Genomic DNA, 25,134 nt, shown 5'->3' with positions numbered 1-25,134 from the left:
CCCTATTCTGCGCCACGGGCGGGGATGGCCCCGTCCTTGGTGTAGCCCATGCGCTCGAGCGCGTCGAGCGCGGCCGCCGCCTCCGCCTCCTTCTTGGAGGTACCGCTCCCCCGGCCACGGCGCACGCCGTCCACGATTGCCACGGCGGTAAAGGTCGGGGCATGGGCCGGGCCCTCGGTACCCACGAGCTTATAGGCGGGCGAGGTAAAGCCGTCGCGCTGCACACACTCCTGGAGGTACGACTTGGGGTTCTCGGGACGCCATGCGAGGTCCGCCGCAAGGTGCGGCTTGAGCGTGGCGGTGATGAACGCCGAGGCGGCCTCCCAACCACCATCGAGAAAGAGCGCGCCCACGAGCGACTCATAGACGTTCTCGAGCGCGGAGTGCATGCCGCGCGCGGCGGCACCCCGCTCCGAGGCGCCAAAGATGATGCAGCGTCCGATACCGAGCTCCTCGCCCACCTCGGAGAGCATGGCGCCCGAGACGAGCGAGACCTTGAGCCGCGTAAGGCGACCCTCGTTGAGGTTGGGGTAGCTGCGGTAGAGCGCATCGGCCACGATGGCACCCAGGATGGAGTCGCCTAAAAACTCAAGGCGCTCATAGGAAGAGCCCACCGGCTCGCCCTCAACGGCAGAGGGATGTGTGAGGGCGCGCCGCAGCAGCAGTTTGTCGTGGAACTCGTGGCCGCAGATCTTCTCGATGCGGGCGAGCTTCTCCGAGACGGCCAACGCGCTTAGGCCTCCTGGGACGCCTCGATGGCGTCGAGCGCATCGGCAACGGAGGCAATCCCCAGCAGACGGTCCTCGGGGATCTCGATATCAAACTCGTCCTCAAACGCGGTGACGAGCTGGAGGCGGTCGAGCGAATTGGCATCGAGGTCATCGAAGGTGGTTTGCTCGGTAATCTGGTCCTCGCTGACTCCGAGCACGTCGGCCGCGACCTCGGCGACCTTGGCAAGCATCTCTGAGCGCTCCATGGCGTCTCCTTCCTGCAGGCCGGCGATGGGGCCGACCGGTGGTTTTGCTGAATCTGATTCTACCCTCTCGCCCGGACGGGCTCAACCGGACGGTCGGGCGGACAGGGCGGGACAAGCGGTGCGCGCGGGACCGGTACCGGCTAGGCGACGATGCCCTCCATGGAACTCGCAACCTCGTCCACCAGGCCGGCGCGCACGGCACGAGCCGTGGCGAGCGTGCCGTTCTTGACGGCCTCGACGGAGGTCGCACCGTGCCCGATAAGCACGACGCCCTTAAGGCCCAAGAGGATGGCACCGCCGTACTCATCGCCCGAGAGCTTCTCCTTGATGGCGTAGAGCGAGTCCTTAACGAGGAGCGCCGCGATCTTGCCCTTGAGCGAGCCGAGGAGCGTGCGCTTGAGCTCGCCCAGGAGGAACTTGGCCGCGCCCTCGGTGGCCTTGAGGGCGATGTTGCCGGCAAAGCCGTCGGACACGATCACGTCGAGACGCCCCGTGAGCAGATCGGTGCCCTCGCAGTTGCCCGCAAAGCCGGGAACTTGCTCGGCCATGAGCGGGAAGCACGCCTGGGTGAAGCGCGAGCCCTTGTGCTCCTCGGTGCCGTTGGAGAGCAGGCCCACGCTCGGGTGGTCGATCCCGCAGACCACGCGCGCGTACGCGGAGGCCATCTGAGCAAAGCGCACGATATCCTCAGGCTCGACGTCGGGGTTGGCTCCCATGTCGGCAAACACGGTGTTGCCGCCCTTGGCGTTGGGGAAGGCCGTGGTGATGCAGGGGCGGATGGGCCGGCGCTCGCCGCCCTCCTCATAGCGGAAGGGCGTTACGTAGGCCGTCGCCGCCGCGGTGACGGCGCCGGTGGAGCCGGCAGAGAAGAAGCCCTGGGCGTTGCCCTTCTTGATGGCGCGACAGGCGAGCACGATACTCGACTTGCGCTTGGTCATGACGGCCTTGATGGGGTCGTCCTCCATGGTGATGACCTGCGGCGCGATAAGCGCCTCGGCGCGGTCGTGGGAGGCGCAGAAGTCCGAGATGACCTCCTCCGGCCCCGCGACAAGCACCTCGAGTTCTTGATCGGCAGCCAGCGCCGCCGCGATGCCCTCGAGAACGACCGACGGCTCCTCGTCACCGCCCATGGCGTCGACGCACACCCTCACCTTGCTCATACTAAACCCCTTTCGATAGCAGAATGGCCGACTCCCAGAGCCGGCCATATCATGAGTCAATCACGCTCGCGCGTCGAGCCATACCCGCATGGAAGGGCTACTCGGTAACGATGACCTCGCGGTCCTTGTAGTAGCCGCAGTTGGGGCACACGTGATGCGGAAGCTTCACCGCGTGACAACGGGGGCAGGTGGAACGCGCGGGGGCGCTGATCTTCATGTTGGCAGAACGACGGCGATGCGTGGCGCCGCGGCCCTTCTTTTGCTTAGGTACTGGCATGTTGACCTTCCTCACATAGGTATGCTAACAGGCACGAATACGCGCAAGTAGCGATATTAGCACAGAACCCCGCACCTGATAAGGGGCATTTTCTCACCACACGAGCTGCAAAACTCGGACAAGGGCCAAACAGCGCGGGATTACACGGCCGCGAGGTCACCCCCATCGCCCATAACCAACAAGGGCGAACGCAAGCGCCCGCCCCGCTCCAAGCTGTTGGCAATCCCGGTGCGTTACTCGTCGAGCTTGAGATTCTTGAGCGCCGCAAAGGGGTTGTCGTCGCCCATGACGCGCTCCTCCTCGGCCCGCTCGGCGCAGTCGCAGGTCTCCTCGTTGAGGTTGCACCCGCAATGGGGGCACAGCCCCTTGCAGTCGGGCTTGCAGATCACCACAAAGGGCGTATCCATCACGATGGCGTCGGCGATGGGCTCGGCAAGGTCAACCTTGCGCTCCTCACCCAAAAGCTCGTAATCGTCGTCCTCGTCGGCGTCCTCGGGCTCATGGAAGAGGTAGTACTCCTGGAGCTCACCGGCCACATCAAAGTGCGCAGGCTCCAGGCACCGGTCGCAGGTACCCGTGACCTCGGCGCGCACGAGCCCCGTGAGCAGAATGCCGTCCCCGGCGTTGGTAAAGACCGCGTCGTAGCTCACACCGTGGTCGAGCATGAACTCCTTCTCCCCCACCGTGTAGCCGGCAACGTCGATCGTCCCGGAGGTCTGCCAGCTCTCTCCGGGGTTCTCAACGCGATCGGCAAGCTCGATAACGAGCGGCTCGATGAACGCCATCTTAGTATCCGCTCGTAAGGCCGGGGTTGTTCGCCTGCTCCGTCAGCTGCTGACGGCAGCGCGCCACGGTGCCGGTCAGGCTCTTGAGATTCTCCTCGAGATGCGTGAACACCTGCTCGGCGTAGTCCTCGGCGGCGTAGCGCGTGTCGCGCTCGTACTGGTCGGCACGGGCGCGGATATCCTCGGCCTGCTGCTGAGCGAGTCGCACGATCTCTTGCTCGCCGGCGATGGTGAGCGCCTGCTGCTGCGCGTCGGCCACGATGGAATCGGCCTGCGCCGTTGCCGAGGAGATGAGCTCGTCGCGCTCGCGGAGAATCCGACGCGACTTTTGCCACTCCTCGGGGTAGCTCATGCGAATCTCGTCAAGAATGTTGAAGAAGACCTCGGTCTCGATGACCTTGAACTGCGCATTCTTACCAAACGGGGGCTTAGCGTCCTCGATGATTCCCTCGAGCTCGTCCACGAGGCTCTCGATGCGCTCGCCAGGAAGGGGTTCGCCGGGCATCCCGTCTCCTTTCATTGGTTGCATATCATCGTTTGATACTACCACATACCGGCGATGATGCTATTTGAAGCGCGTTCGCAGCGCCGCGGCAACACACGGCGGCACGAAGGTCGAGACGTCACCACCAAACGAGGCGATCTGCCGCACCGCGGAGGACGAGAGGTACCCGTACTCCGGGCTGCTCATAACGAAGATGCTCTCGAGCTCCGGGTCGAGCCGGTAGTTGAGGTCGGCCTGCTGGAGCTCGTACTCAAAGTCGGTCATGGCACGCAAACCCTTGACGACCGCCTGCGCCCCCACCTCGTGGGCAAAGTCGACGAGGAGCCCCGAGAACGGCAGCACCTCCACCCCATCGAGGTCGGCGAGCGCCTCGCGGGCAAGCTCCACGCGCTCCTCGAGCGAAAACGTCGTGCCCACGCCGCGCTTGCCGAGCGACGCGGCCACCGCAACAGTCACCCGCGGACAGATGCGCCGCGCGCGGCGGGCCACATCCATGTGTCCATAGGTTATGGGGTCAAAGGTTCCGGGCACGAGAACATGGGTGATGGTGGGTTCCATGTGGGCTCCTTGGTTACTCAAGTCTAACGGGGATGCGTTCGCGAGGTGGGAGCGTACGACTCGGCGGCCTGTAACGACGCGCGGCAACGCGAACACGCTACTCAACCGGCGGTTGCAACCATCCGCAGGAGGTCGACACCTGTGATGCCGTAGCGCTTCTCACGCACGACCTCAAATCCCTCCGGGCGGGCTCCTGCGTCGCGAGCGGCATGCTCATGAAGGGCGAGCGCTCCCGGAGCGAGCGTCCCGGCGGCGGCCAAGGCCTCAAGGAGCCGCTCCACGGGTTCTGGACCGAAGGCATAGGGAGGGTCGAGCAGCACGAGGTCAAAGGGACCCCCGGGGACCCGGCCGCGCTCGGCGGCAGCGAGCACGTCCCCCGCAACCACACGCGCCTGTGGGGCACCAGCGCCCACAAGGTCGAGGTTCTTGCGGATGAGTTGCGCCGCGCGGCGGTCTGCCTCAAAAAACGTGGCCGACGCCGCCCCGCGCGAGAGCACCTCGATCCCGAGCGCACCCGAGCCGCCAAAGGCGTCAAGCACGCGTGCGCCTTCGATACCCTCCGGGAGCGCGGAATCGACCATCGAGGCCATTGCCTCGCGCACACGGTCCGTTGTGGGGCGCGTGACATCGCTCCCCGAGGGCTCAAAGAGCCTCCGGCCGCGCCACATACCGCCGACGATCCTCATCCGCCGCTCACCTCCCGAAAAACGTCTCCATAGCGCAGCACGACCTCCTGCCTCAGCGGCATCGTGGCCACGGTACCCAGGTCGCGCGAATAACGGAGGAGCTCCTCCGCATCGTCGTGCGCCGCCTCAATAATAGGGGTATCGGCGTCGAGGTCAACAAAGCGGAGCGTCACGCCGCCACTCTGCCGAAACCCGAGAATTTCACCCTCGTGGCGCAGGCGCAAATCGAGCTCGGCGAGCGCAAAGCCGTCCGAGGTGCGCTCGAGCGCCTCGAGCCGCTCCTGCGCCGTCGAGCGCCGCCCGTTGCTACGGGCGTGCGTCATCACGAAGCAGCGCCCGGGCACCTCACCGCGGCCCACGCGGCCGCGTAGCTGGTGCAGGGTTGCCAGACCGAAGCGCTCGCCGTTCTCGATGACCATCACGGTTGCCTCCGGCACGTCAACGCCCACCTCGACGACGGTGGTCGAGACGAGAATCTGCACCTCGCCGGCACGGAACGCGGCGATGGCCTCGTCCTTCTCACGCGCGCGCATGCGTCCCGTAAGGGGCTCCACCCATGCTTCGGGAAAAACCTGACGGAGCCGCTCGACCTCGCTCGCTACATTGTGAAGCGGCGGGGCTGCAGGTTTGCCCGAGCCCTTGCCCGCGCCACGGCCGTTCGCCTCCTCCGAGGCGTCATCAGACTCGGCACCCGGCACGTCGTCGAGCCCGTCGCCGGCGTCCCCCTCCTCAACGAGCGGGCAGACCACATAGGCGCGCTGCCCATGCTCGAGCGCCTCGCGGATGGCACCATAGGCAAGGTCGCGGTTGGCCTCGGTGAGCACCCTGGTGGTCACACCCGCTCCGGGAACGGGCCGATGACGGATGATGCTCGTGGAGAGGTCGCCGTAGACCGAGAGCGCGAGCGTACGCGGGATGGGCGTGGCCGTCATGACGAGGAGGTCGGCCCCCGGCCCCTTGGCGCGCAGGGCGTTGCGCTGCCCTACGCCAAAACGGTGCTGCTCATCGATGACCACGAGCGTGAGGCGCTTGAACACCACGTCGTCCGAGAGCAGGGCCTGCGTGCCAAAGATCACGCTGAGCTCCCCCGCGGCCAGGCGCGCGACCGTCTCCTCGCGCTCGGCGACCGGCGTAGCACCTGTTACGAGCGCCCACGACACGCCGGCCGCCTCGAGAAGCGGTCCGCACTTGACGGCATACTGCTGCGCGAGCACGCTCGTGGGGGCCATCACGGCCGCCTGCGAAGACGTGTCGGCAACTGCCGCGAGCGCGCAGCAGGCAACGGCCGTCTTACCGGTGCCCACGTCTCCCAAAAGAAGGCGGTTCATCACGCGCTCGCCGTCCTCCATGTCGGCCAGGATCTGCGCCACCGCAACGTCCTGTTCATCGGAGAGCGCAAAGGGCAGCGCATCGCGGAGAGCCGCCAGGTGAGCGCCCGGCGTATGGGCGACGGGCTCCACATCGAGGAGGTTCGCGTCGTTGCGCAGGCGCAGCGCCAGCTGCAGCAGCAACAGCTCGTCATAGGCGAGCCGCTGACGCGCGCCATCGCGCTCGGTCATGTCGTGGGGGAAGTGAATCGCCCTGAGCGCACGGCCCTCGCTCATGAGGCCGCGCCGCGCACGAAGGCGCGCGGGCAACATGTCGGCCACGCAGCTTACGCGCTCAAGCGCACCGGAGACGATTCGGCGCATCCAGGCGGTGGAGAGTCCCTCGGTGGTGCCATGGACCGGCAGGATCGTCCCCGCGGCAGTCATGTCGTCTAGCTTCTCAAAATGCGGAGACGACATCTGCTTAAAACCGTAGGCAAACTCGACCTTGCCCATCACGGCGAGCCTGCTCCCCCGCTCCAGCTGCTGCGCAAGCCACGGCTGGCGAAAGAACGCCACCTGGAGAACGCCCGTCTCGTCCACGAGGGAAACCTCGACCACCGTCATGCGCGGACGCGGCCGCTTGAGCGTCACGCGGTCGACCGTGGCGACGATCGTCGCCACCTCGCCGAGAGGTGCGGCCTCGATGGTATAGGCATGGGTGAAATCGAGATACCGACGCGGAATATGCAAGAGGAGGTCGCCCACACGCTCGATGCCGAGCCTGCGAAGCGCCTCCTCCCTAGAACCAGAGACATATTTGAGTCGGGCCACGTCCTCCGCGAGCGCCGCCGTGCCGGCAAGGCGCGCCGAGGTAGCGGAAAGCGAGGCCGTCACGCCGAGCGTCCTACTCGATAGAGAAGATGACCGGGTAGAGCGGCTGCTCACCGCGGTGCGCGTCGATCTCGAGGTCGGGCTGGGCCTCCTCGATGGCGGCGATGAGGTCCTCAAAATCCTCGTCGGACATATCGGCGCCCGCGAGGATGGTGAGCGCGTCGCCCTCCTCCTCGTCCTGCATGCGGTTGATGCAGTCGAGCGTGACCTGCTTGACGTCCGAGCCGACGATGTCGATGGAATCGTTGATGATGCCCATGACATCACCCGCGTGGATGGGCGAGCCGTCCGAGGCCTGGCTGTCGCGCACCGCGGTGGTGACCTCGCCGTCGCGCACATCCTCGAGTGCCTCGGTCATCGCGGCCACGGCATCCTCAAGCGAGGAGTCGGGCAGTACGGCAAAGAGCGCAGAGAACGCCTGGGGCACCGTCTTGGTGGGCACCACGGCGACGCGCTTGTCGTCGCAGGCACTCGCGGCAGCCTCAGCGGCCATGCGAATGTTGCCGTTATCGGGCAGGATGATGACGGACTCCGCGTTGACCCGCGAGACCGCATCGAGCAGGTCGGCCGTGCTCGGGTTCATGGTCTGACCACCCGAGACCACCACGTCAACACCGAGCGAGGTGAGAATCTCGGCCTCGCCGGAACCGGCGGCAACCGCCACAAAGCCGAGCGCTTTGGCGGGCTCGCTGGCCGCGGCGTCCTGATCGGCATGGATCTTGGCCGTACGGTCGTGCGCCTCCATATCCATGTTGTGGATAAAGACCTCGTAGATCTGGCCGAGCGCGAGCATGTGCTCGAGCACGAGGTTGGGCGTATTGGAGTGGACGTGAATCTTATAATCGGGGTAGGAGCCCACGAGAAGCTCGCAGTCGCCCATCGAGGCGAGGAAGGCAAGACACTCGTCCTCGTCAAAGGGGGCGTCGGCCTTAAAGAGGAACTCGTTGCAGTAGCGGTACTCCGAGCCCTCCCAGTCGTCGTTGGCCTCGATCTTCACACGGTCGAGCGCGCCCTCGCGGGCCGCCTCGCCGGTCGCCTCAAAGGTGGTCGCAAAGTCCTCGGCCTCGTGCGTCTCGCGACCGAGTGCCGCGTTAACGAACGCCTCGAGGAAGATCGCAAAACCAAAGGCGCCGGAGTCGACGACGCCATTCTCCTTGAGCACGGGCAGAAGGTCGGGCGTGCGGGCGACAGACTGGTACGCCTCGACCACGATCGCGTCGAGCGCGTCCTCCTTGGAGTCGCGCGCCTTGGCGCAAGCGTCGGCGCGCGTCGAGATGTCGCGCAGCACGGTGAGGATTGTGCCCTCGACCGGCTTGCGGACCGCCTTGAAGGCAACCTTGACGGCGTTGCGGAGCGCAGCGGCGATGTCGACCGACCCAACCGGGTCGGAAACGCCTACGAGGCCCTCGGCCACGCCGCGCAAGATCTGCGAGGTGATGACGCCGGAGTTGCCACGGGCGCCCATGAGCGAGCCGTGTGTGATCGCACCGGCGATGGCCTCCACGTCGGCATCGGCCGGAAGCGCGGAGAGCTCCCGCACCACCGACTGCAGCGTAAGCGACATGTTGGTGCCCGTGTCGCCGTCCGGCACGGGGAAGACGTTGAGCTTGTTAATCTCCTCGGAGCAGTCGGCAACCGCCTTCGCGGCGATGGGGAAGCAGGTGCGAATGGTTTTGGCGATCATGAGTGTTTCTCTCCGTAGTCTCGAATCCGAGCCTTAGCCGAGGCGATTCTTGAGGGCTTCGATATGGATCCCGACGGAAAGCTTCGCCGGGTCGATCTGAGCGATCTCTTGCAGGGTGAACGCGACCGCGCTCGAGAGGTTCTCGCAGACCGACTTCATGTTGACGCCGTTCTCGAGCACCACGTGCAAATCGACGCGCAGGCCCGCTTCATCGCTCGTGACGAGAACGCCCTTGCGCAGACGCTGCCCGGGAAGCAGGCGCACGCTCTCGGCGCCCTGAAGCTGCTCGGCCATACCCACGACACCGTAGCAGGAAAGGGCGGCATAGCCCGCGATGTCGGCGATGACGTCGTTGGAGACGCTGAGTGTGCCGGTGATGGTATCAGACACGGGATCTCCTAACTGATGCGAAGGCATCGATAACGTGGGAGTAATCCAGAGTATCTTACTACGATGGCTTGGCTGCTGGCAAAGATACACAAGGGAATCGCGGTTGGTTGCGCCGGCTCGGGATTCTACCTGAATCGGCCGAGGGCGGCGGCATCTTGCGGGGCTCAGCGGCGTAGAGGCCTCGCTTCGCGATTCGCTCCGTAAGATTCCGTCACCCTCGGCCGCCCCCCCCCGGCTCGCCGCATGGCCTGCTCATGAGCGCTCTGCTTCGGTCTTGAAACATAGCTCGCCGTGCGCACTCTGAGATTGAAGAGGAGAAGATGTTGGGCTGTTGACGTTGGCTGGATGGGCTACGTATGCCATCTCGGCTTGCCCGGTGTTGCGCAATGAAAAATAGCCGTCCTTTAGGCTCTTAGCGGGCGTTTACCACCATCATGTCGGGGGTGATGAGGCAGCCTAGGATGAGCGAGAGAATCTTGTCCATGCCCGCAGTGTTGATGGTGCCCACCTTAACGCCGTTGCGGTTGGTGAGGTCGAGTGATTTAAGCTGCTCAATTTGCGCAAAACCCCTCACGGGGCTTTCTCCGTTTTCGGTGGGCACCTTACCTACATCAAGATGAAGCGGGTATCCCGTATCAGCCGAGCTGATGGGGATCGTCATGGTGAGCGAGCACCGCTCGTTGAACGAATCATTGCTCACCACGATCAGCGGTCTCCGCTTGCGCTGCTCGTGCCCGACGGCAGGGTCCAAATCGGCCCAGACCACATCACCGCATCGAAAGGCCACGTTACAGCACCTCCTCGCCAACCGGAGAGGCAAACGCGTCTTCTACCGGACGGTAGACATCCGAACGCTGCTCATACCTTTCAAAGAGCTCCGAAAGGTCGGCGACCGCAACACTTCGATGCTCGGGCATGATGGAGATTCCATCAGCATCTTCGCGCACATCGGAGCGAAGCGGGCGAACCTCCACCCAGGGACGTCCCCCCTTCAGCACCATAAACGGCCGCCCCGTGGCATTAGCCTGCCTCGTGAGCTCGCTAAAGCGGTTCTTAGCCTCCGTAAGCGGATATCGCTCGCTCTCAAGCTCAATCGCAACACCCATACGCCCACCTAGCCAATCAAAACGCAATCTAGTCAGATTCTACCAGAACAGCCTATTTTTACCCCCAAAACAGCCATTCCAGTGAAGCCAGAGAACCCCTCTCAGCAACGGGCAGATGCCGATGGGTCCAACCCCTCCCCTAGCAAAGGACAACCGTGCAGCATCTTGACCATTTCCCCTTGGGGTCCGCGAGAACCGCTCCGGGATAGATCCGACTGAGTAACCGAAGGCCCGGAAGGCCGGGGTTCCCGGGAGCGAGTCGCGAAGCGAGCCCGCAGGGCGCCGAGCGCCCGGGAACCCCGGCCTTCCGAGCCGATGGGGCCATCCGCACAGTCAGCCAGAACGGTCAGCCGCAGACGAGAGCGAGCCTTAGTCCTCCTCCCCGCCCTCAGCAAACTGCGCGTTATAGAGCTCAGCGTAGAAGCCGTTTTTCGCGAGCAGCTCCTCGTGCGTGCCCGACTCCACGATGTCGCCGTCGCGCAGCACCAGAATCTTGTCGGCATTGCGGATCGTGGAGAGCCGGTGCGCAATCACAAAACTCGTCCGTCCCTGCATGAGGGCGTCCATGGCGCGCTGGATGCGCTCCTCGGTGCGCGTGTCCACGTTGGAGGTCGCCTCGTCCAGAATGAGGATCGGCCGGTCGGCGATGAAGGCGCGCGCGATGGTAAGGAGCTGGCGCTGGCCCTGGCTCACGTTAGACGCGTCCTCGTTGAGCTCAAAGTCGTAGCCGCCCGGGAGCGTGCGGATAAAGTGGTCGGCGAGCGCCGCGCGGGCAGCCGCCTCCACCTCCTCGTCCGAGGCCCCGGCACGCCCGTAGCGGATGTTCTCGCGGATCGTCCCGGTAAAGAGCCAGGTGTCCTGGAGCACCATCGCAAAGTTGGCGCGCAGGTCGTCGCGGGCGTAGTCGCGCAGATCCACGCCGTCCACGGTGATCGAGCCGGCGTTGACATCGTAGAAGCGCATGAGGAGCTTCATGAGCGTGGTCTTGCCCGCGCCCGTCGGTCCCACGATGGCCACGGTCTGGCCCGGCTCAACGTGGCAGCTGAAGTCGTGGATGATGGTCTTGTTGGGCGTGTAGCCAAAGCGCACGTGCTCAAAGTCCACCTCGCCGCGGCACGGCGGCAGCTCCGGCGTCGCGGCGTCGGGTGTCTCCTCGGGCTCGCCCAAGAACTCAAAGACGCGCTCCGCGGCGGCCGACAGCATCTGCAGCATGTTGGACACCTGCGAAAGCTGGGTGATGGGCTGCGTAAAGTTGCGAACGTACTGCATGAATGCCTGGATGTCGCCGAGGGTGATGGTCCCCGCGATCGCAAGGAACGCGCCCACGATGACCACCGCCACGTAGGCGAGGTTGGCCACAAAGTTCATGATCGGCTGCATCAGGCCCGAGAAGAACTGCGAGCGCCAACCGGATTCGTAGAGGTTGCGGTTCTGCACGTCAAAGTCGGCAACGGCGCGCTCCTCGCGGTTGAACACCTTGATGACGCTCTGGCCCGAGAAGCTCTCCTCGATGATACCGTCCACCATGCCGAGGATCGACTGCTGGCGGCGGAAGTAGCGCTGCGACGAGCGCACCACCACAACCACGAGCACGAGCGAAACCGGCACGGTGAGGAAGGTCATCCCCGCCATGATGGGCGAGACGGAGAGCATCATGGCAGCGACGCCGATGATCTGCGTGATGGAGGTGATGAGCTGCGTCACGCTCTGGTTGAGCGACTGACCGAGGGTGTCGACGTCGTTGGTGACGCGGCTCATGACGTCACCCACCGAATTGGTCTCGAAGTAGCTGAGCGGCATGCGGTCGACCTTGGCGATGATCTCGCGGCGCATGCGGTAGCACACGCGCTGGGTGAGGCCCGTCATGAGCCAGCCCTGCACGAGGTTCATGAGCGCCGAGGTAACGTAGAGGCACAGAAGCATCGAGAGGATGTAGCCGATTTTAGTGAAGTCGATCGACCCCGTGCCCATGACCTTGGCCGCGAGCCCGTTAAAGAGCTCCGTGGTTGCCTGACCCAAGATGCGCGGGCCCAGCACGTTAAAGATGACCGAGGCGATGGCGCACGCGATTGACACGACGAGCGCCACCCGCTCGTGCGCGATGTAGGCGATGAGCTTCTTGATCGTTCCCTTAAAATCCTTGGCGCGCTCGGAGGCCGCGCCACGTCCCATGGGGCCCGGCATTAGCGCTCACCCCCTTCCTGGGTCGCGGCGGGCACAGGGTCCACCACGCCGTCCTCGGCAAGGCCGAGCTCCTCGGGGCTCAGCTGGCTCTTGGCGATCTCGAGGTACTCGGGACAGCTGCGCAGGAGCTCCTCGTGGGTGCCGCGGCCCACGATACGCCCGTCGTCGAGCACCAGAATCTCCTCGGCGTGCATGATGGTCGCGATGCGCTGGGCCACGATGATGATCGCCGCGTCCGACGCGCGCTCGGCGAGCTCTGCGCGCAGCACCGAGTCGGTCTTGTAGTCGAGCGCCGAGAACGAGTCGTCAAAGACGAGCACCTTGGGCCGGATGGCCAGGGCGCGCGCGATGGAGAGACGCTGATTCTGACCGCCCGAGACGTTGGAGCCGCCCTGTGCGATGGGACTCTGGTAGCCGTCGGGCTTGGCATCGATAAACTCCGTGGCCTGCGCGATCTCGGCCGCACGGACCATGTCGTCGTCAGGCATGGCGGGGTCGCCGTACTTGATATTGCTCTCGATAGTGCCCGAGAAGAGCATGCGCTTCTGCGGCACGTAGCCGATGGTGCGGCGCAGCTCCTCGAGGCCGATGTCGCGGATATCGACCCCGTCGAGCGTGATCGACCCCTCGGACACGTCGTAGAGGCGCGGGATGAGCTGCACGAGCGTCGACTTGCCGCAGCCTGTGGAGCCGATGATGGCGCAGGTCTTGCCGGGCTCAGCGGTAAAACTCACGTGCTCGAGCGTGGGCTCGTCGGCATCCGGATAGGCAAAGGTCACGTCGTTAAACGCAACCGTGCCGTGCCAGCCCTCTCCCCGTTCGCGAGACACGCGGCGCTCGGGCGCGGGGTCCTCGATGCTCGGCTCGGTAGCGAGCACCTCCTGCACGCGCTCGGCGGCCACGTCGGCGCGCGGCAGCATGACCGAGATCATGGTGAGGATCATGAAGCTCATGATGACCTGCATCACGTAGTTGATGTAGGCCATGAGGTCGCCCACCATGAGCGTGCCGGCGTCTACGCCCTGCCCGCCAAACCACACGATGCCCACGGTGGTGGCGTTCATGACGATCATCATGACGGGCATGAGCATGGTCATGCAGCGGTTGGTAAAGATATAGGTGCCGGTGAGCTCGCGGTTAGCCTCGTCGTAGCGCTCCTGCTCGTAGGCCTGGCGCCCAAAGGCGCGTATGGGCATGATGCCCGTCACGATCTCGCGCGCCACGAGGTTGTTGCGGTCGACGAGCTTCTGCATGATGCGGAACTTGGGCATGGTGAGGCCCATGAGGATGCCGATCGTGATGGCGATGGCAACGATGGCGAGCACGAGGATCCACTCAAGGCCCGTAGGCGTTGAGAGCACGCGCACCACCGCGCCGAGCCCCATGCACGGGGCAAAGAGCACGATGCGCAGGCACATCACGAGCACCATCTGAATCTGCTGGATATCGTTGGTGGCGCGGGTGATGAGCGAGGCGGCCGAGAACTTCTCCATCTCGGCCGGGGCAAAGGAGAGCACGCGCGCGTAGAGGTCGTGGCGCAAATCGCGCGCCACGACGGCCGCGGTCTTAGAGGCGTTGTACGCCGCGAGGATCGCGCAGAGCGCCGAGAAGAGGGCGTAGGCGAGCATAGTGAGCCCCTCAGAGAAGAGGTAGCCCGTCTGGACGTCGTTGAGGTCGACACCGGCCTCGCGGTACGCATCCTTTACAAACTCGATGGCACGGCTCTGGATGATGGAGTCGCCCGTGTCGCCGAGCTCGCGCACCAGCTCATGGCGACCCTCGAGGAGCTGATCGCGCGTGATCACGCCCGAGTCTACGAGGCTATTGATGGTCTTCATGGTGACGGTGTCGCCAAGCAGGGCGCTCATCTGCTGGCGGACCGCCTCCTGAGCCTCGCTCGACGTGCCCGCGCTCGAGCCCATGCCGAGCGACTCGGCGAACTGGGACGCCTCGATACCCTGGTTGAGCTGGTAGACGAGCATCTCGGCCTCGCCCATCGGCCCCTCGAGCTCGTCACGCTCGGCGTCGGTGCCGGCAAAGGTGCGCACGCCCGCGGCATCGGCGCCGGTAAAGGTCTTCTCCACGAGGTCCCGCTCGTCCTTGGTGAGGAAGAGCTCAACGTCATCGAGCTGGTCGGCGGGGATCTGCTCGGGCACCGTAGAGGAGATGCCTCCCTGACTGATGCCGATGTCTACGATGTTGCTCATGAGCCCCGGCAGCGTGAGCTCACAGTTGGCCTGGGCAAACAGCAAGACCAACGCGATCAGGAAGTTAATCTTGTGGTTCGCCAGGAACTTGAAGATCTTCAAGCGACCATCCCTTCCCCTGCAAAAACACGGGCAGCCGCGCAGCGCGCAGCCGCCCAGACTCCGACCCCTACGGGCCCTTACGCATTTGTGTCGGTTTTGTACCACCTCGCGCAAACGGCGATTCATCCCAGAGGGGCAATTCAGCCGGCTCTCACAGAGTCCCCATAAATGAGGTACCTAATGTTTGACTGGTCTATCTTTTGCACTTCTAGAAGCGCCTCCCAGCAGGACCTCTTACGACGGCAACGTAGGGCCAACGCGGCAATCTGCCACGGCAAAACTTTGCACCAAGGCTCTTGCGCCCCTTGCCTTAGAGCCCCGGACCTGCAATAATGCCATGCGGCCCAGCGCGGGGCGAGCGCAAGAATCGTCCTGCTCCCATTCGTGAAGATTGCACGTAGCCGCCGTCAGCTGTGCTATAGTTCTAGCTTGTTTGTTCAAGCGGTATTTCGAACCGCCCAAGGAGGGTCCTAACATGTCCAAAGTTTGCGAGATCTGCGGTAAGCACCCCGTTGCTGGTCGCTCTATCAGCCACTCCCACCGCGTCACGAACCGTACGTTCCGTCCGAACATCCAGCGTGTCTACGTTGTGGTGAACGGCCACCGTCGCAAGATGAACGTCTGCACCACCTGCCTCAAGTCTGGCAAGGTCGCGCGTTCGTAGGTGGACCCCTCCTGACAGCGTGTCTGTTGCGCCCCCGCCCCGCGGGGGCTTTTTTGTGCCGATAGGCTGTGCGCCCGCGACCCTAGACGTACGACCCGGTACGGCGTAGGCTGAGGGGACGGCACGGACGGCATGCACCCAACCGAGGGAGACCGCATGGCACGCACAACGGACTGGGGACGAACCCTTGCGATCGTCAACCCCACGGCACATGCGGGGGCGGCAGCGGCAATTGCCGAGCGGCTGCGGAGATTCCTCGCCCTCTACCTGCGCGATACCAACTCGTTTGAGATCGCCCGGACCGAGCGGCCGAAACATGCCACCGAGCTTGCGCGCAACGCTGAAGGCTTTGACACCGTGCTCGCCCTCGGTGGCGACGGTGTCGTGCACGAGGTTGTGAACGGCCTCATGCAGCTCTCCCCCGCCCGGCGTCCGACACTCGGTGTGGTACCCGTGGGCTCGGGGAACGACTTTGCCCGGACGCTTCGCCTCCGCGAGGTCGCAACCGACGCGGACCTCGTGCAGCTGCTCGACTGCAAGCGCGAGCGGTTTGACGTGGGGCGCATCCGCACGACGCTCGACGCCGCCAACGACCCGCGCGCCGACGCGCCCGGCACGGTCACCGAGCATTACATCCAGACGCTCTCATTTGGACTCGATGCGGCCATAGGCCTGGGCACGATGGACCTGCGCCGGAAAGTCAGTCTCACGGGAAGCGCCCTCTATACGCTGAGCGGACTTGAGGTGTTCGGGCGCGGGTACCGAGCCTTCCCCACCCAGGTGCGCTTTGACGGCGGACCCGGGCAAACGCTCGATGCGCTCTTCTTTGCCCTGCAGCTCGGACCGACCTACGGATCGGGCTTTCAGATCACACCCGATGCCGACCCCACCGACGGGCTCCTCGACATCTGCTACGCCTGCGGGCCGGTGAGCCGGGCAACCGCACTCGCGTTCTTTCTCTCCGCTATGAACGGCAAGCATCTCAAGAGTCGCCACGCCCACCTGCTGCAAGCCCGCGAGGTGGAGCTCACCTTTGCCGAGGACGACTATCCCATCCAGGCGGACGGCGAGCGCATCCGAGCCCACCGAGCCGTCGTGGACGTCCTACCCGGCGCCCTCAACGTCCTTGTCCACCACTGAGAATATGGGGACGGGTGCGTTTTTCTCAAAAATGAGAAAAACGCACCCGTCCCCATATTCTCACCTCGGGTAGGTCGGCGCGCTACGAGAGTGCCGCCAGGGCCTGGGCGACGTCGGCGATGAGATCCTCCGTATCCTCCAGCCCGCACGAGAGGCGCACCATGTCCGGGGCGATCCCGGCGGCGACGAGCTCCTCGTCGGTCATCTGGCGGTGCGTGGCGTTAGCCGGATGCAGCACGCAGGTGCGCGCATCGGCAACATGCGTGGCGATCTGGGCCACGTGCAGGTTCTTCATAAACTCCTCGGCCGCCGCGCGCCCACCGGTAAAGCCAAAGCTCACAACGCCACAGCAACCGTTGGGCAGGTACTTCTGGGCGAGCTCGTGCCAGGGGTCATCGGGCAGACCCGGATACTTTACAAAGCGGACCTTGGGATGGTCGTGCAAAAACTCGGCCATGGCCTGACCGTTGGCGCAGTGGCGCGGCATACGGACGTGCAGGCTCTCGAGACCGATGTTGAGCAAAAACGCGTTCTGCGGACTCTGGATGCAGCCGAGGTCGCGCATGAGCTGCGAGGTCGCCTTGGTGATGTAGGCGCCTGCCTGGCCAAAGCGCTCGGTGTAGACAACACCGTGGTAGGTTTCGTCGGGGGTGGTGAGCCCGGGGAACTTGTCGGCATGCGCCTCCCAGTCAAAGTTACCCGAGTCCACGACGGCGCCACCCACCGCTGCGCCATGGCCATCCATATACTTGGTGGTGGAGTGGGTCACGATATCGGCACCCCACTCGATCGGCCGGCAGAGCACGGGCGTGGGGAAGGTGTTGTCCACGATGAGCGGCACGCCGTGCGCGTGCGCCGCCGCGGCAAAGCGCTCGATATCGAGCACGTCGAGCGCGGGGTTGGCGATGGTCTCGCCAAAGACGGCCTTGGTGTTAGGGCGGAAGGCCGCCTCGAGCTCGTCATCAGAGCAATCGGGCGAAACAAAGGTGCAGCTCATGCCCATGCGCTCGAGCGTGTGGGCCAAGAGGTTAAAGGTGCCTCCGTAGATGGCCGAGCTCGCCACGATGTGATCGCCCGCGCCGGCGATGTTAAAGACCGCAAAGAAGTTCGCAGCCTGGCCCGAGCTCGTGAGCATGGCCGCCGTGCCACCCTCGAGCTCGGCGATCTTGGCCGCCACGGCGTCGTTGGTGGGGTTCTGCAGGCGAGTGTAGAAGTAGCCGGACTCCTCGAGGTCGAAGAGCCGCCCCATGTGCTCGGAGGTGTCGTACTTCCAGGTGGTGGACTGGTAGATGGGCACCTGACGGGGCTCGCCGTCGCCGGGGCGGTAGCCGCCCTGCACGCAGGTGGTGCCGATATGCTCTGCCATAAACGCTCCTTGAATCGTTGAAACTGCCAGATTTGCCACCGTACAGAATAGCGCGTTCGGAGCCGAGCGCGCCCGCCGGTCAGCGCACGCTCTGTTTTGTAACGGTAGCCGGCAACCTCCGGGTAGGTTCTTGCTATCCTAGTGAGGTTTTGACCGCCTATTCAGAGGGGACCCCATGACCGACACCGCAGCAAACCTCACCGACCGCGCCGCCCACCTGGCCGAGCTCGCCATCGCCCTCCGCGCCGAGCAGGGCTACAACTGCGCACAAGCCGTTGCTTGCGCCCTCGCGCCCGAGGTGGGCATCGACGCGGACACCATGTACCGGCTCTCCGAGGGTTTTGGCAGCGGCATGGGTGGCACGACCGAGACCTGCGGCGCTATCAGCGGAGCCATCATGGTATTGAGCCAGATGGGGAGCGCGGGCACCGAGGCTCCTGGCACCACCAAAGCTGCCACCTACCGTCTCGTGCGGGAGCTCGTCGAGGGTTTCCGCAAGGCCAACACCTCTACCGTCTGCCGCGAGCTCAAGGGTATCGGCACCGGGCAGGGCATGCTCCGCACGTGCCCGGGGTGCATCGAGGACGCCGTGGTGCTCAGCTGCCGCATCATCGACGCTGCCCGCTAACGTCGAGGCAGTCCACTCCCCCATTCAAAATAACCCCGTCCCAAAATGAGTCACTTAGGAGAAGAGCCAGCAGGCGAGCGTTCCCTCATGGCAGGCGATACGCGCCTGTGCGCGCTCAATCACGTTGGAGATGCCGAGGTCGTCGAGGAGCGGCACCCGGTGATGGTCGAGCTCCCAGCGCATCCCCGCCTCAGAGACCACGGAACTCGGTGAAAGTGGAATGAACGAGAACCGGCTCCCCACCAAGCCCTCGATCCGCCAGCACTCGCCTGCATGGAGGATGCGTCCCGCGTAGGCATCCTCCATGATCTCGACGGTGGGTGTTGCCTCGTCGAAGCCATTCTCATGAGCCTGCCCCGCACTGGGTCGATAGGAGGCGAGCCGCCCCAGAACTCCCAAAAGGTGATCGGGGTTGCCGCCGCCAAGACAGGTCGCACGCACGACGGCTCCCGGCCAGCGACGCGCTACCTCGCCGAGGGCGAGGCCCAGGTCGGTGTCGTCCTTATGGGGGTTGTACCGCACGACCTCAAAGCACCCGTCCTCGCCCGGCGCATTCAAGCGCCCAGCTGCCACGCGTTCCGCCGCCTCGACGGCCGCAGCGCCCCGGATCCCCACCGAATCCCCATCGCCGCAGAAGAGGTCGCAGGCGAGCCCCGCCTCGAGCACGCGCTCAAGACCGCGGTCGATGGCAACCACCGCCACACAGCCCGCAGCCGCGCGCCGGACCGTCTCAACCGAAGCCGGCTCGGGCGACCCGCCTACCAGAAGCACCACAGGCCTCTCCCCTGCCGCCACCTCGCTCATCGCAACCTCCTACGCACCAGAAACCACCTTACTCCACGGGCCATGATACCGACCGGGTCGCATGGATGCCAGCTTGATACGGCCCGTCCCCCCGGCATCTAAAGAAACGCTGACCGATGGTTTTCGCGCCTTACGGCAACGCGATTCGCCCCCTCTTCGGCGCTATCCCCTCCGCCATGCATCCGTCCCGCCGTGTCCGATTCCTTCTAGTAGAACGTATGAGACAGAAATGGGCTCTATCCCGACCGATTCGTTCTACTATAAGGAATCAGACGGAACGGATCGATTGGCGCGGGACCCGTCAGAAGGAATCGGACAGGGCACAGAGCTCTGAAATGCTTTTATCAGCGTCTCCCCGGATACGGACTGCATCCATCGGCGTTTCCCTAGGGCGGACCAGCCTGACCATGGCCCCTGCGCGCAGAAGCGCTACATCGGCGCCGCCCGCGGGATGCAGCCGACCGCTCGCCGTGCAGAACATTCCCTTACGCGACGCTCGCGAACTCATTACGACCGTCCCCTGACCCGCTCAGCAGGCAACGCGTCCACAGTGGTATGCTCACGATGAACTGTGGACCTCGCGCACGCTGTGCCCCAACCGGGCACCAGCCTCCCCAAGGGCGGTCGACCCGCGCGTGACGAGACGCAGCGCATCTATCGGACTGCGGTGCCTGTGCGCCGCGCAGACGAGGGGAAGTGCCCCGTGGAAAAGAAACCAGAAGCACCCGCCACCGCAACCAAGTCGCCGACCAAGGCCACCCGCCGCGCCTCCGCAGCGCGCAGCGAAAAGCCGCTCCTCATCATTACGGACGACGACCTCTACATGTTTGCCAACGGCACCTGGCAGCGCAGCTGGGAAAAGCTCGGTGCGCACCCCGACGTGCAGGACGGTGAGCCCGGCTGGCACTTTGCCGTGTGGGCGCCCGATGTAAAGAGCGTGCACGTCGTGGGCGACTTCAACGGGTGGGACGCGACCGCCAACCCCCTCACCCAGCTCAAGAAGAGCGGTGTGTGGCAGGGCTTTGTTCCGCGCCTGCCCGAGGGAGACCTGTATAAGTATGTGATCGAGACCGCCGACGGCAAGCTCCTCTACAAGGCCGACCCCTACGGCTTCTACGCCGAGGATATCCCCGGCACGGCCTCGCGCCTTATGGATATCACCGGCTACACCTGGCACGACGGCACCTGGATGAACAAGCGCACCCGCCACGACCACATGAAGCAGCCCCTCAACATCTACGAGGTGCACCTGGGTTCGTGGCGCCGCCACGGCAACGACCCGCAGGGCGAACCCGACGAGAACGGCAACTACCCCGGACCGGGTGATCCCTTCCCCGCGCAGCGCGGCACCTACTACTCCTACGACGACCTCTCCGAGGAGCTTGTGGACTACGTGCGCGACATGGGCTACACCCACATCGAGCTCCTGCCCGTGATGGAGCACCCCTTCGACGGCTCCTGGGGCTACCAGCCCACCGGCTACTTTGCCGCCACCGCGCGCTACGGCACGCCCAAGCAGCTCATGCACTTTGTGGAGAGCTGCCACAAGGCGGGCATCGGCGTCATCCTCGACTGGGTGCCCGGCGGCTTCTGCGCCAACGAGGAGGGGCTCGCCACCTTTAACGGCAAGATGCTCTACGAGCGCGAAATCCACCCCAACTGGGGAACGCACAAGTTCGACTTCGGCCGCGGCGAGGTCCGCAGCTTCCTTGTCTCCAACGCGCTCTTCTGGATCGAGATGTTCCACGCTGACGGCATCCGCATGGACGGCGTCTCGAGCATGCTCTACCTCAACTTTGGCGTGGACGACCCGGGGCAAAAGAAGTTCAACAAGTACGGCACCGAGGAGGACCTCGACGCGTCGGCCTTCATCCGCCAGGTCAACTGCGCCGTGGGCCGCGAGTTCCCCGACGTCATGATGATCGCCGAGGAGTCGACCGCCTGGCCGCTCGTGACCTACCCGCCCGAGGAGGGCGGCCTCGGTTTCCACTACAAGTGGGACATGGGCTGGATGAACGACACCCTCCACTACATGCAGACCGACTTCCCCTGGCGCCCCGGTGCGCACCGGCTGCTCACGTTCTCGCTCATGTACGCCTTTAACGAGAACTTTGTGCTGCCACTCAGCCACGACGAGGTCGTCAACGGCAAGTGCTCGCTCATGGGCCGCATGCCCGGCGACCAGTGGCGGCAGTTCGCAGGGCTCCGCACCCTCATCATGTACCAGATGACCCACCCCGGCGCCCAGCTCAACTTTATGGGCAACGAGATCGCGCCCTTTATCGAGTGGCGCTACTACGAGTCGCTCGAGTGGTTCCTGGCCGACGAGTTTGACGCGCACCGCAACCACCGCGAGTTTGTGAAGGCCCTGAACCACCTCTACCTCAATGAGCCCGCCTTCTGGGAGCGCGCCTACACCGAGGACGGCTTTAGCTGGATCGATCCTGACAACGCCCAGCAGTCAATCATCTCGTTTGCGCGCCACGGTGAGAAGGCCAAGGACGACCTCGCCATCATCATCAACTTCGATCCGGCCTCGTACGAGACCTTCCGCATGGGCGTGCCGCGCGAGGGTGACTGGAAGGTCATCTTTGACTCCGACCGGCCCGAGTTTGGCGGAAGCGGCTACAAGCTCGACGAGCTCGACGGCACCGTGTGCTCGAGCGAGCCCTACCCCTGGAACGGCTGCGACAACTCCATCCAGCTTCCGCTCCCGGGCCTTGGCGGCATCGTGCTCAAGCGCATCGGTAAGAGCTCCTATGTGCCGCCCAAGCCCAAGAAGAAGGCTGCGACCAAGCGGACAACCTCCAAGACCGCTAAGAAGACGACCGCCGAGAGCGTGAGCGCCAAAGCAGCGAGCAGCGCGACGGCGACCAAGCCGGCAGCCAAGACGCCCGCCAAGGCCGCGGCCAAGACGACCGCCAAGGCCGCGACCGCATCTAAGCCTGCCGCAACCGCGTCCAAAGCAACGGCAACCAAGACGACAACCGCCAAGAAGGCCGCGGGCGCTGCCGCATCCGCCGCCCCCGCGCCTGTCAAAAAGACGGCCACCCGCGCGCCAAAGAAGAACGCCTAGCGAAACATTCGGCCCATGAACCCGTTTTGCGCGATAATGGAAAAGTTGTGTAAGCCCGCAACCCCCGGCACCGCCGGAAGAAAGGACCGTATGAATACCATCTTCGAGAACAAAGAGGAGTTCATCCGAGACTACGAGGCCTCGGTCATGTCCCTCTCGGGCAAGCCCTTTGAGCGCACGAGCAACCTCGACCGCTTCACCGCGCTCGCCAAGCTCATCGCCGGCAAGGCCCGCGCCATCCAGACCGAGACCGAGAAGCGCGTCATCTCCGAGGGCAAGAAGCGCGTCTACTACTTCTCCATCGAGTTTCTGATCGGCCGCCTACTCGATAACTACCTGCTCAACCTCGGCATCCGCGACCTCGTGGCCGAGGGCATCAAGGAGTTGGGCGGCGACCTCGACGAGCTCTGCTCCTACGAGCCCGACCCCGCGCTCGGCAACGGCGGCCTCGGCCGTCTGGCCGCGTGCTTCCTCGACTCCATGGCCCACGAGGGCATCGCCGGTTACGGCAACGGTATGCGCTACCGCTACGGCCTCTTTAAGCAGGAGATTGTCAACGGTGCCCAGCACGAGACCACCGACGAATGGCTCTCCCACGGCTACCCCTGGGAGGTCCGACGCCCCGACAAGGCCGTGCGCATCCGCTTTGGCGGCCACGTGGTGGGCGAAGAGGTCGATGGGCGCATGGTGTACCGCACCGTGGACACCCAGGACGTGCTCGCCATGCCCTACGACATCCCCGTGGTGGGCTATGGCGGAAAGACTGTCAACAAGCTGCGCGTTTGGGGCGCCGAGCCCGTGGAGGAGCAGTTTGACCTCGATGCCTTCAACCGCGGCGACTACGCGGGCGCCGACGCCCACCGCGCCGAGGCTGAGGCCATCTCGGCCATCCTCTACCCCAACGACGCCGGTGAGCACGGCCGGCTTCTGCGCCTCAAGCAGGAGTACCTCTTTGTCTCGGCCGGCATCTACAGCCTGCTCGACACCTTTGAGAACGACCACGGCCCCAACTGGAAGCTCCTGCCCAAGTACGTGGCCATCCACACTAACGACACCCACCCGGCCATGTGCGGCCCCGAGCTCATGCGCATCCTCATGGACGAGAAGGGTCTTGAGTGGGACGACGCGTGGGAGATCGTGACCAACACCATCTCCTACACCAACCACACCATCCTGCCCGAGGCACTCGAGAAGTGGCCCATCTCTACGTTCTCGTCGCTGCTGCCGCGCGTCTACCAGATCATCGACGAAATCAACCGCCGCTACAGCGCGAGCTTCGACCGCACCTCCGAGGACTGGCAGAACCACCTGCGCGCCACCGCCATCCTCTGGGACGGCGAGGTCCGCATGGCCAACCTCTCGGTGATTTGCAGCCACTCCGTCAACGGCGTGGCCAAGATCCACACCGACATCCTCGAGCGCGAGACGCTCAAGGACTTCTACGCGCTCACGCCCGAGAAGTTCAACAACAAGACGAACGGCATCTCGCACCGCCGCTTCCTCGCCGAGGCCAACCCCACCTACGCCAAGCTCATCACCGAGGCCATCGGCACCGGCTGGCTCGATGACGCCTCCGAGCTCTCCAAGCTCACCGCCTTTGAGGACGACCCGATCTTCCTCGAGCGCGTGGGCGAGTCCAAGCGCGCCAACAAGCTGCGCCTCGCCAAGTACGTCAAGAACGAGTGCGGTCTTGTGATCGACCCCGACACGATCTTTGACGTGCAGGTCAAGCGCTTCCACGCCTACAAGCGCCAGCTGCTCAACATCTTCAAGGTGATGGACATCTACAACCGCCGCCTCGCCGATCCCAACTTCCGCGTGGCGCCCACCACCTTTATCTTCTCGGGGAAGGCCGCCTCGAGCTACACCTTTGCCAAGGAGACGATCCGCCTCATCAACTCGGTGGCCGACGTGGTGAACAACGACCCGCGCGTCAACGAGGTCATGAAGGTCTGCTTTATCCCCAACTTCCGCGTGTCCAACGCCCAGCTCATCTACCCGGCGGCCGAGATCTCGGAGCAGATCTCGACGGCGGGCATGGAGGCCTCCGGCACCTCCAACATGAAGCTCATGATGAACGGCGCGATCACCCTCGGCACGATGGACGGCGCCAACATCGAGATCGTCAACCTTGCCGGCGCCGAAAACGAGAAGATCTTCGGCCTTACCGCACCCGAGGTCGACGAGCTCCGCGTGAGCGGCATGCACTTTGCCTGGGACACCTACAACGCCGACCGCGACCGTTTAGGGCGCGTTATTGACGAACTCACCGATAACACGTTCGCCGCTCTCTCCGGAGACTTTGGGAGCATCCATAATGAGCTCATGAGCGGCAACGACCATGACTTCGTCATGAAGGACTTCCGCTCGTACGTCGACGCCTGGGAGGAGCTCACCGCGAGCTATGCGGACCACGAAAGCTGGAACCGCCGCGCACTCCACAACACGGCGTCGTCGGGCTGGTTCTCGTCCGACCGCACCATTCGCGAGTATCGCGACGAGATCTGGCACGCCTAGGCGCAAACGAGGTGCTGCGGCTTTGTGCGACGTCAGGGCATCTACGGGGCGGGCTCTCTGCCCGCCCCGGTGAGATAGCAGGCAGGTCAGTAGGTAAAGGGATTTGAAGGAGAGACTC

Annotated in this window: 22 protein-coding genes; 5 read left to right on the top strand and 17 right to left on the bottom strand. The window is 64.5% G+C overall.

Annotated elements, in window-relative coordinates:
• Positions 1 to 2 precede the first annotated feature (2 nt).
• From rnc to B5G20_RS04105, 15 genes are all read right to left on the bottom strand, one after another.
• Complete coding sequence (gene rnc, locus B5G20_RS04175; RefSeq protein WP_087355363.1) at positions 3 to 728, bottom strand: ribonuclease III; 726 nt, start codon at positions 726 to 728, stop codon at positions 3 to 5.
• Between the two features lie 5 nt (positions 729 to 733).
• A complete protein-coding gene (locus B5G20_RS04170) occupies positions 734 to 976 on the bottom strand; it encodes an acyl carrier protein (protein WP_087355362.1) in 243 nt (80 codons plus the stop codon).
• A gap of 140 nt (positions 977 to 1,116) precedes the next feature.
• A complete protein-coding gene (gene plsX / locus B5G20_RS04165) occupies positions 1,117 to 2,136 on the bottom strand; it encodes a phosphate acyltransferase PlsX (RefSeq protein WP_087355360.1) in 1,020 nt (339 codons plus the stop codon).
• A gap of 97 nt (positions 2,137 to 2,233) precedes the next feature.
• On the bottom strand, positions 2,234 to 2,413 hold the full coding sequence (rpmF, locus tag B5G20_RS04160) for a 50S ribosomal protein L32 (protein ID WP_087355358.1): 180 nt from the start codon (positions 2,411 to 2,413) through the stop codon (positions 2,234 to 2,236).
• A 233-nt stretch (positions 2,414 to 2,646) separates the two neighbouring features.
• Complete coding sequence (locus B5G20_RS04155; RefSeq protein ID WP_087355356.1) at positions 2,647 to 3,198, bottom strand: DUF177 domain-containing protein; 552 nt, start codon at positions 3,196 to 3,198, stop codon at positions 2,647 to 2,649.
• Position 3,199: 1 nt separating this feature from the next.
• Complete coding sequence (locus B5G20_RS04150) at positions 3,200 to 3,703, bottom strand: ATPase (RefSeq protein ID WP_087355354.1); 504 nt, start codon at positions 3,701 to 3,703, stop codon at positions 3,200 to 3,202.
• A gap of 60 nt (positions 3,704 to 3,763) precedes the next feature.
• Positions 3,764 to 4,261, bottom strand: coding sequence for a pantetheine-phosphate adenylyltransferase (gene coaD / locus B5G20_RS04145; RefSeq protein ID WP_087355352.1), 498 nt, complete (start codon positions 4,259 to 4,261; stop codon positions 3,764 to 3,766).
• A gap of 101 nt (positions 4,262 to 4,362) precedes the next feature.
• Positions 4,363 to 4,947, bottom strand: coding sequence for a 16S rRNA (guanine(966)-N(2))-methyltransferase RsmD (gene rsmD, locus B5G20_RS04140; protein WP_087355350.1), 585 nt, complete (start codon positions 4,945 to 4,947; stop codon positions 4,363 to 4,365).
• Positions 4,944 to 7,151 (bottom strand): ATP-dependent DNA helicase RecG, encoded by a 2,208-nt coding sequence (locus B5G20_RS04135; protein ID WP_087355348.1) that lies wholly within the window; start codon positions 7,149 to 7,151, stop codon positions 4,944 to 4,946. The genes rsmD and B5G20_RS04135 overlap by 4 nt, the downstream gene beginning before the upstream one ends.
• 10 nt (positions 7,152 to 7,161) lie before the next feature.
• Positions 7,162 to 8,832, bottom strand: coding sequence for a DAK2 domain-containing protein (locus tag B5G20_RS04130; protein WP_087355346.1), 1,671 nt, complete (start codon positions 8,830 to 8,832; stop codon positions 7,162 to 7,164).
• A gap of 33 nt (positions 8,833 to 8,865) precedes the next feature.
• Positions 8,866 to 9,222: an Asp23/Gls24 family envelope stress response protein gene (locus B5G20_RS04125; RefSeq protein ID WP_239286869.1), complete on the bottom strand. Its 357-nt coding sequence runs from the start codon at positions 9,220 to 9,222 to the stop codon at positions 8,866 to 8,868.
• A gap of 412 nt (positions 9,223 to 9,634) precedes the next feature.
• A complete protein-coding gene (locus B5G20_RS04120; RefSeq protein WP_087355342.1) occupies positions 9,635 to 10,009 on the bottom strand; it encodes a type II toxin-antitoxin system PemK/MazF family toxin in 375 nt (124 codons plus the stop codon).
• A gap of 1 nt (position 10,010) precedes the next feature.
• Positions 10,011 to 10,328 (bottom strand): type II toxin-antitoxin system Phd/YefM family antitoxin, encoded by a 318-nt coding sequence (locus tag B5G20_RS04115; RefSeq protein WP_087355340.1) that lies wholly within the window; start codon positions 10,326 to 10,328, stop codon positions 10,011 to 10,013.
• Between the two features lie 369 nt (positions 10,329 to 10,697).
• Positions 10,698 to 12,512, bottom strand: a complete 1,815-nt coding sequence (locus tag B5G20_RS04110) for an ABC transporter ATP-binding protein (protein WP_087355338.1) — start codon at positions 12,510 to 12,512, stop codon at positions 10,698 to 10,700.
• Positions 12,512 to 14,821 carry an ABC transporter ATP-binding protein gene (locus B5G20_RS04105; protein WP_087355336.1) on the bottom strand — a complete coding sequence of 770 codons (2,310 nt, stop codon included), beginning with the start codon at positions 14,819 to 14,821 and terminating at the stop codon, positions 12,512 to 12,514. Before B5G20_RS04105 ends, B5G20_RS04110 begins: the two co-directional genes overlap by 1 nt.
• A 475-nt stretch (positions 14,822 to 15,296) precedes the next feature.
• Between B5G20_RS04105 and rpmB the strand changes: the two genes are divergently transcribed.
• Both rpmB and B5G20_RS04095 read left to right on the top strand, forming a co-directional pair.
• Positions 15,297 to 15,485, top strand: coding sequence for a 50S ribosomal protein L28 (gene rpmB / locus B5G20_RS04100; protein ID WP_087203834.1), 189 nt, complete (start codon positions 15,297 to 15,299; stop codon positions 15,483 to 15,485).
• Positions 15,486 to 15,641: 156 nt separating this feature from the next.
• Positions 15,642 to 16,625, top strand: a complete 984-nt coding sequence (locus B5G20_RS04095; RefSeq protein WP_087355334.1) for a diacylglycerol kinase family protein — start codon at positions 15,642 to 15,644, stop codon at positions 16,623 to 16,625.
• Between the two features lie 82 nt (positions 16,626 to 16,707).
• On the opposite strand, the gene B5G20_RS04090 is transcribed toward B5G20_RS04095, so the two are convergent.
• The gene (locus tag B5G20_RS04090; protein WP_087355332.1) at positions 16,708 to 17,991 is read right to left on the bottom strand and encodes an O-acetylhomoserine aminocarboxypropyltransferase/cysteine synthase family protein; all 1,284 of its coding nucleotides are present in this window, start codon (positions 17,989 to 17,991) and stop codon (positions 16,708 to 16,710) included.
• Positions 17,992 to 18,166: 175 nt separating this feature from the next.
• On the opposite strand from B5G20_RS04090, the gene B5G20_RS04085 reads away from it, so the two are divergent.
• Positions 18,167 to 18,619, top strand: a complete 453-nt coding sequence (locus B5G20_RS04085) for a C-GCAxxG-C-C family protein (protein WP_087355330.1) — start codon at positions 18,167 to 18,169, stop codon at positions 18,617 to 18,619.
• A 54-nt stretch (positions 18,620 to 18,673) separates the two neighbouring features.
• Here the strand turns inward: B5G20_RS04085 and B5G20_RS04080 are convergent, their stop codons facing one another.
• Positions 18,674 to 19,423, bottom strand: coding sequence for a thiamine pyrophosphokinase (locus B5G20_RS04080; RefSeq protein ID WP_087355328.1), 750 nt, complete (start codon positions 19,421 to 19,423; stop codon positions 18,674 to 18,676).
• 799 nt (positions 19,424 to 20,222) lie between these two features.
• On the opposite strand from B5G20_RS04080, the gene glgB reads away from it, so the two are divergent.
• Positions 20,223 to 22,499 carry a 1,4-alpha-glucan branching protein GlgB gene (glgB, locus tag B5G20_RS04075; RefSeq protein WP_255376979.1) on the top strand — a complete coding sequence of 759 codons (2,277 nt, stop codon included), beginning with the start codon at positions 20,223 to 20,225 and terminating at the stop codon, positions 22,497 to 22,499.
• A 90-nt stretch (positions 22,500 to 22,589) separates the two neighbouring features.
• The gene (locus B5G20_RS04070; RefSeq protein WP_087355326.1) at positions 22,590 to 25,016 is read left to right on the top strand and encodes a glycogen/starch/alpha-glucan phosphorylase; all 2,427 of its coding nucleotides are present in this window, start codon (positions 22,590 to 22,592) and stop codon (positions 25,014 to 25,016) included.
• Positions 25,017 to 25,134 lie beyond the last annotated feature (118 nt).

The organism is Collinsella sp. An7 (genome assembly GCF_002159335.1).
Classification (GTDB): Bacteria; Actinomycetota; Coriobacteriia; order Coriobacteriales; family Coriobacteriaceae; genus Coprousia.
This window is presented reverse-complemented; position numbering and strand designations above follow the sequence as displayed.

Bases quoted from the DNA above. Each gene is read 5' to 3' on its own strand.
- B5G20_RS04095 (WP_087355334.1), top strand. From the start codon at position 15,642: ATGGCACGCACAACGGACTGGGGACGAACCCTTGCGATCGTCAACCCC.
- B5G20_RS04090 (WP_087355332.1), bottom strand. From the start codon at position 17,991: ATGGCAGAGCATATCGGCACCACCTGCGTGCAGGGCGGCTACCGCCCC.
- B5G20_RS04110 (WP_087355338.1), bottom strand. From the start codon at position 12,512: ATGCCGGGCCCCATGGGACGTGGCGCGGCCTCCGAGCGCGCCAAGGAT.
- plsX (WP_087355360.1), bottom strand. From the start codon at position 2,136: ATGAGCAAGGTGAGGGTGTGCGTCGACGCCATGGGCGGTGACGAGGAG.
- B5G20_RS04115 (WP_087355340.1), bottom strand. From the start codon at position 10,328: ATGGGTGTTGCGATTGAGCTTGAGAGCGAGCGATATCCGCTTACGGAG.
- B5G20_RS04170 (WP_087355362.1), bottom strand. From the start codon at position 976: ATGGAGCGCTCAGAGATGCTTGCCAAGGTCGCCGAGGTCGCGGCCGAC.
- B5G20_RS04080 (WP_087355328.1), bottom strand. From the start codon at position 19,423: ATGAGCGAGGTGGCGGCAGGGGAGAGGCCTGTGGTGCTTCTGGTAGGC.
- coaD (WP_087355352.1), bottom strand. From the start codon at position 4,261: ATGGAACCCACCATCACCCATGTTCTCGTGCCCGGAACCTTTGACCCC.
- rpmF (WP_087355358.1), bottom strand. From the start codon at position 2,413: ATGCCAGTACCTAAGCAAAAGAAGGGCCGCGGCGCCACGCATCGCCGT.
- B5G20_RS04150 (WP_087355354.1), bottom strand. From the start codon at position 3,703: ATGCCCGGCGAACCCCTTCCTGGCGAGCGCATCGAGAGCCTCGTGGAC.
- B5G20_RS04070 (WP_087355326.1), top strand. From the start codon at position 22,590: ATGAATACCATCTTCGAGAACAAAGAGGAGTTCATCCGAGACTACGAG.
- B5G20_RS04085 (WP_087355330.1), top strand. From the start codon at position 18,167: ATGACCGACACCGCAGCAAACCTCACCGACCGCGCCGCCCACCTGGCC.
- B5G20_RS04155 (WP_087355356.1), bottom strand. From the start codon at position 3,198: ATGGCGTTCATCGAGCCGCTCGTTATCGAGCTTGCCGATCGCGTTGAG.
- rsmD (WP_087355350.1), bottom strand. From the start codon at position 4,947: ATGAGGATCGTCGGCGGTATGTGGCGCGGCCGGAGGCTCTTTGAGCCC.
- B5G20_RS04130 (WP_087355346.1), bottom strand. From the start codon at position 8,832: ATGATCGCCAAAACCATTCGCACCTGCTTCCCCATCGCCGCGAAGGCG.
- rpmB (WP_087203834.1), top strand. From the start codon at position 15,297: ATGTCCAAAGTTTGCGAGATCTGCGGTAAGCACCCCGTTGCTGGTCGC.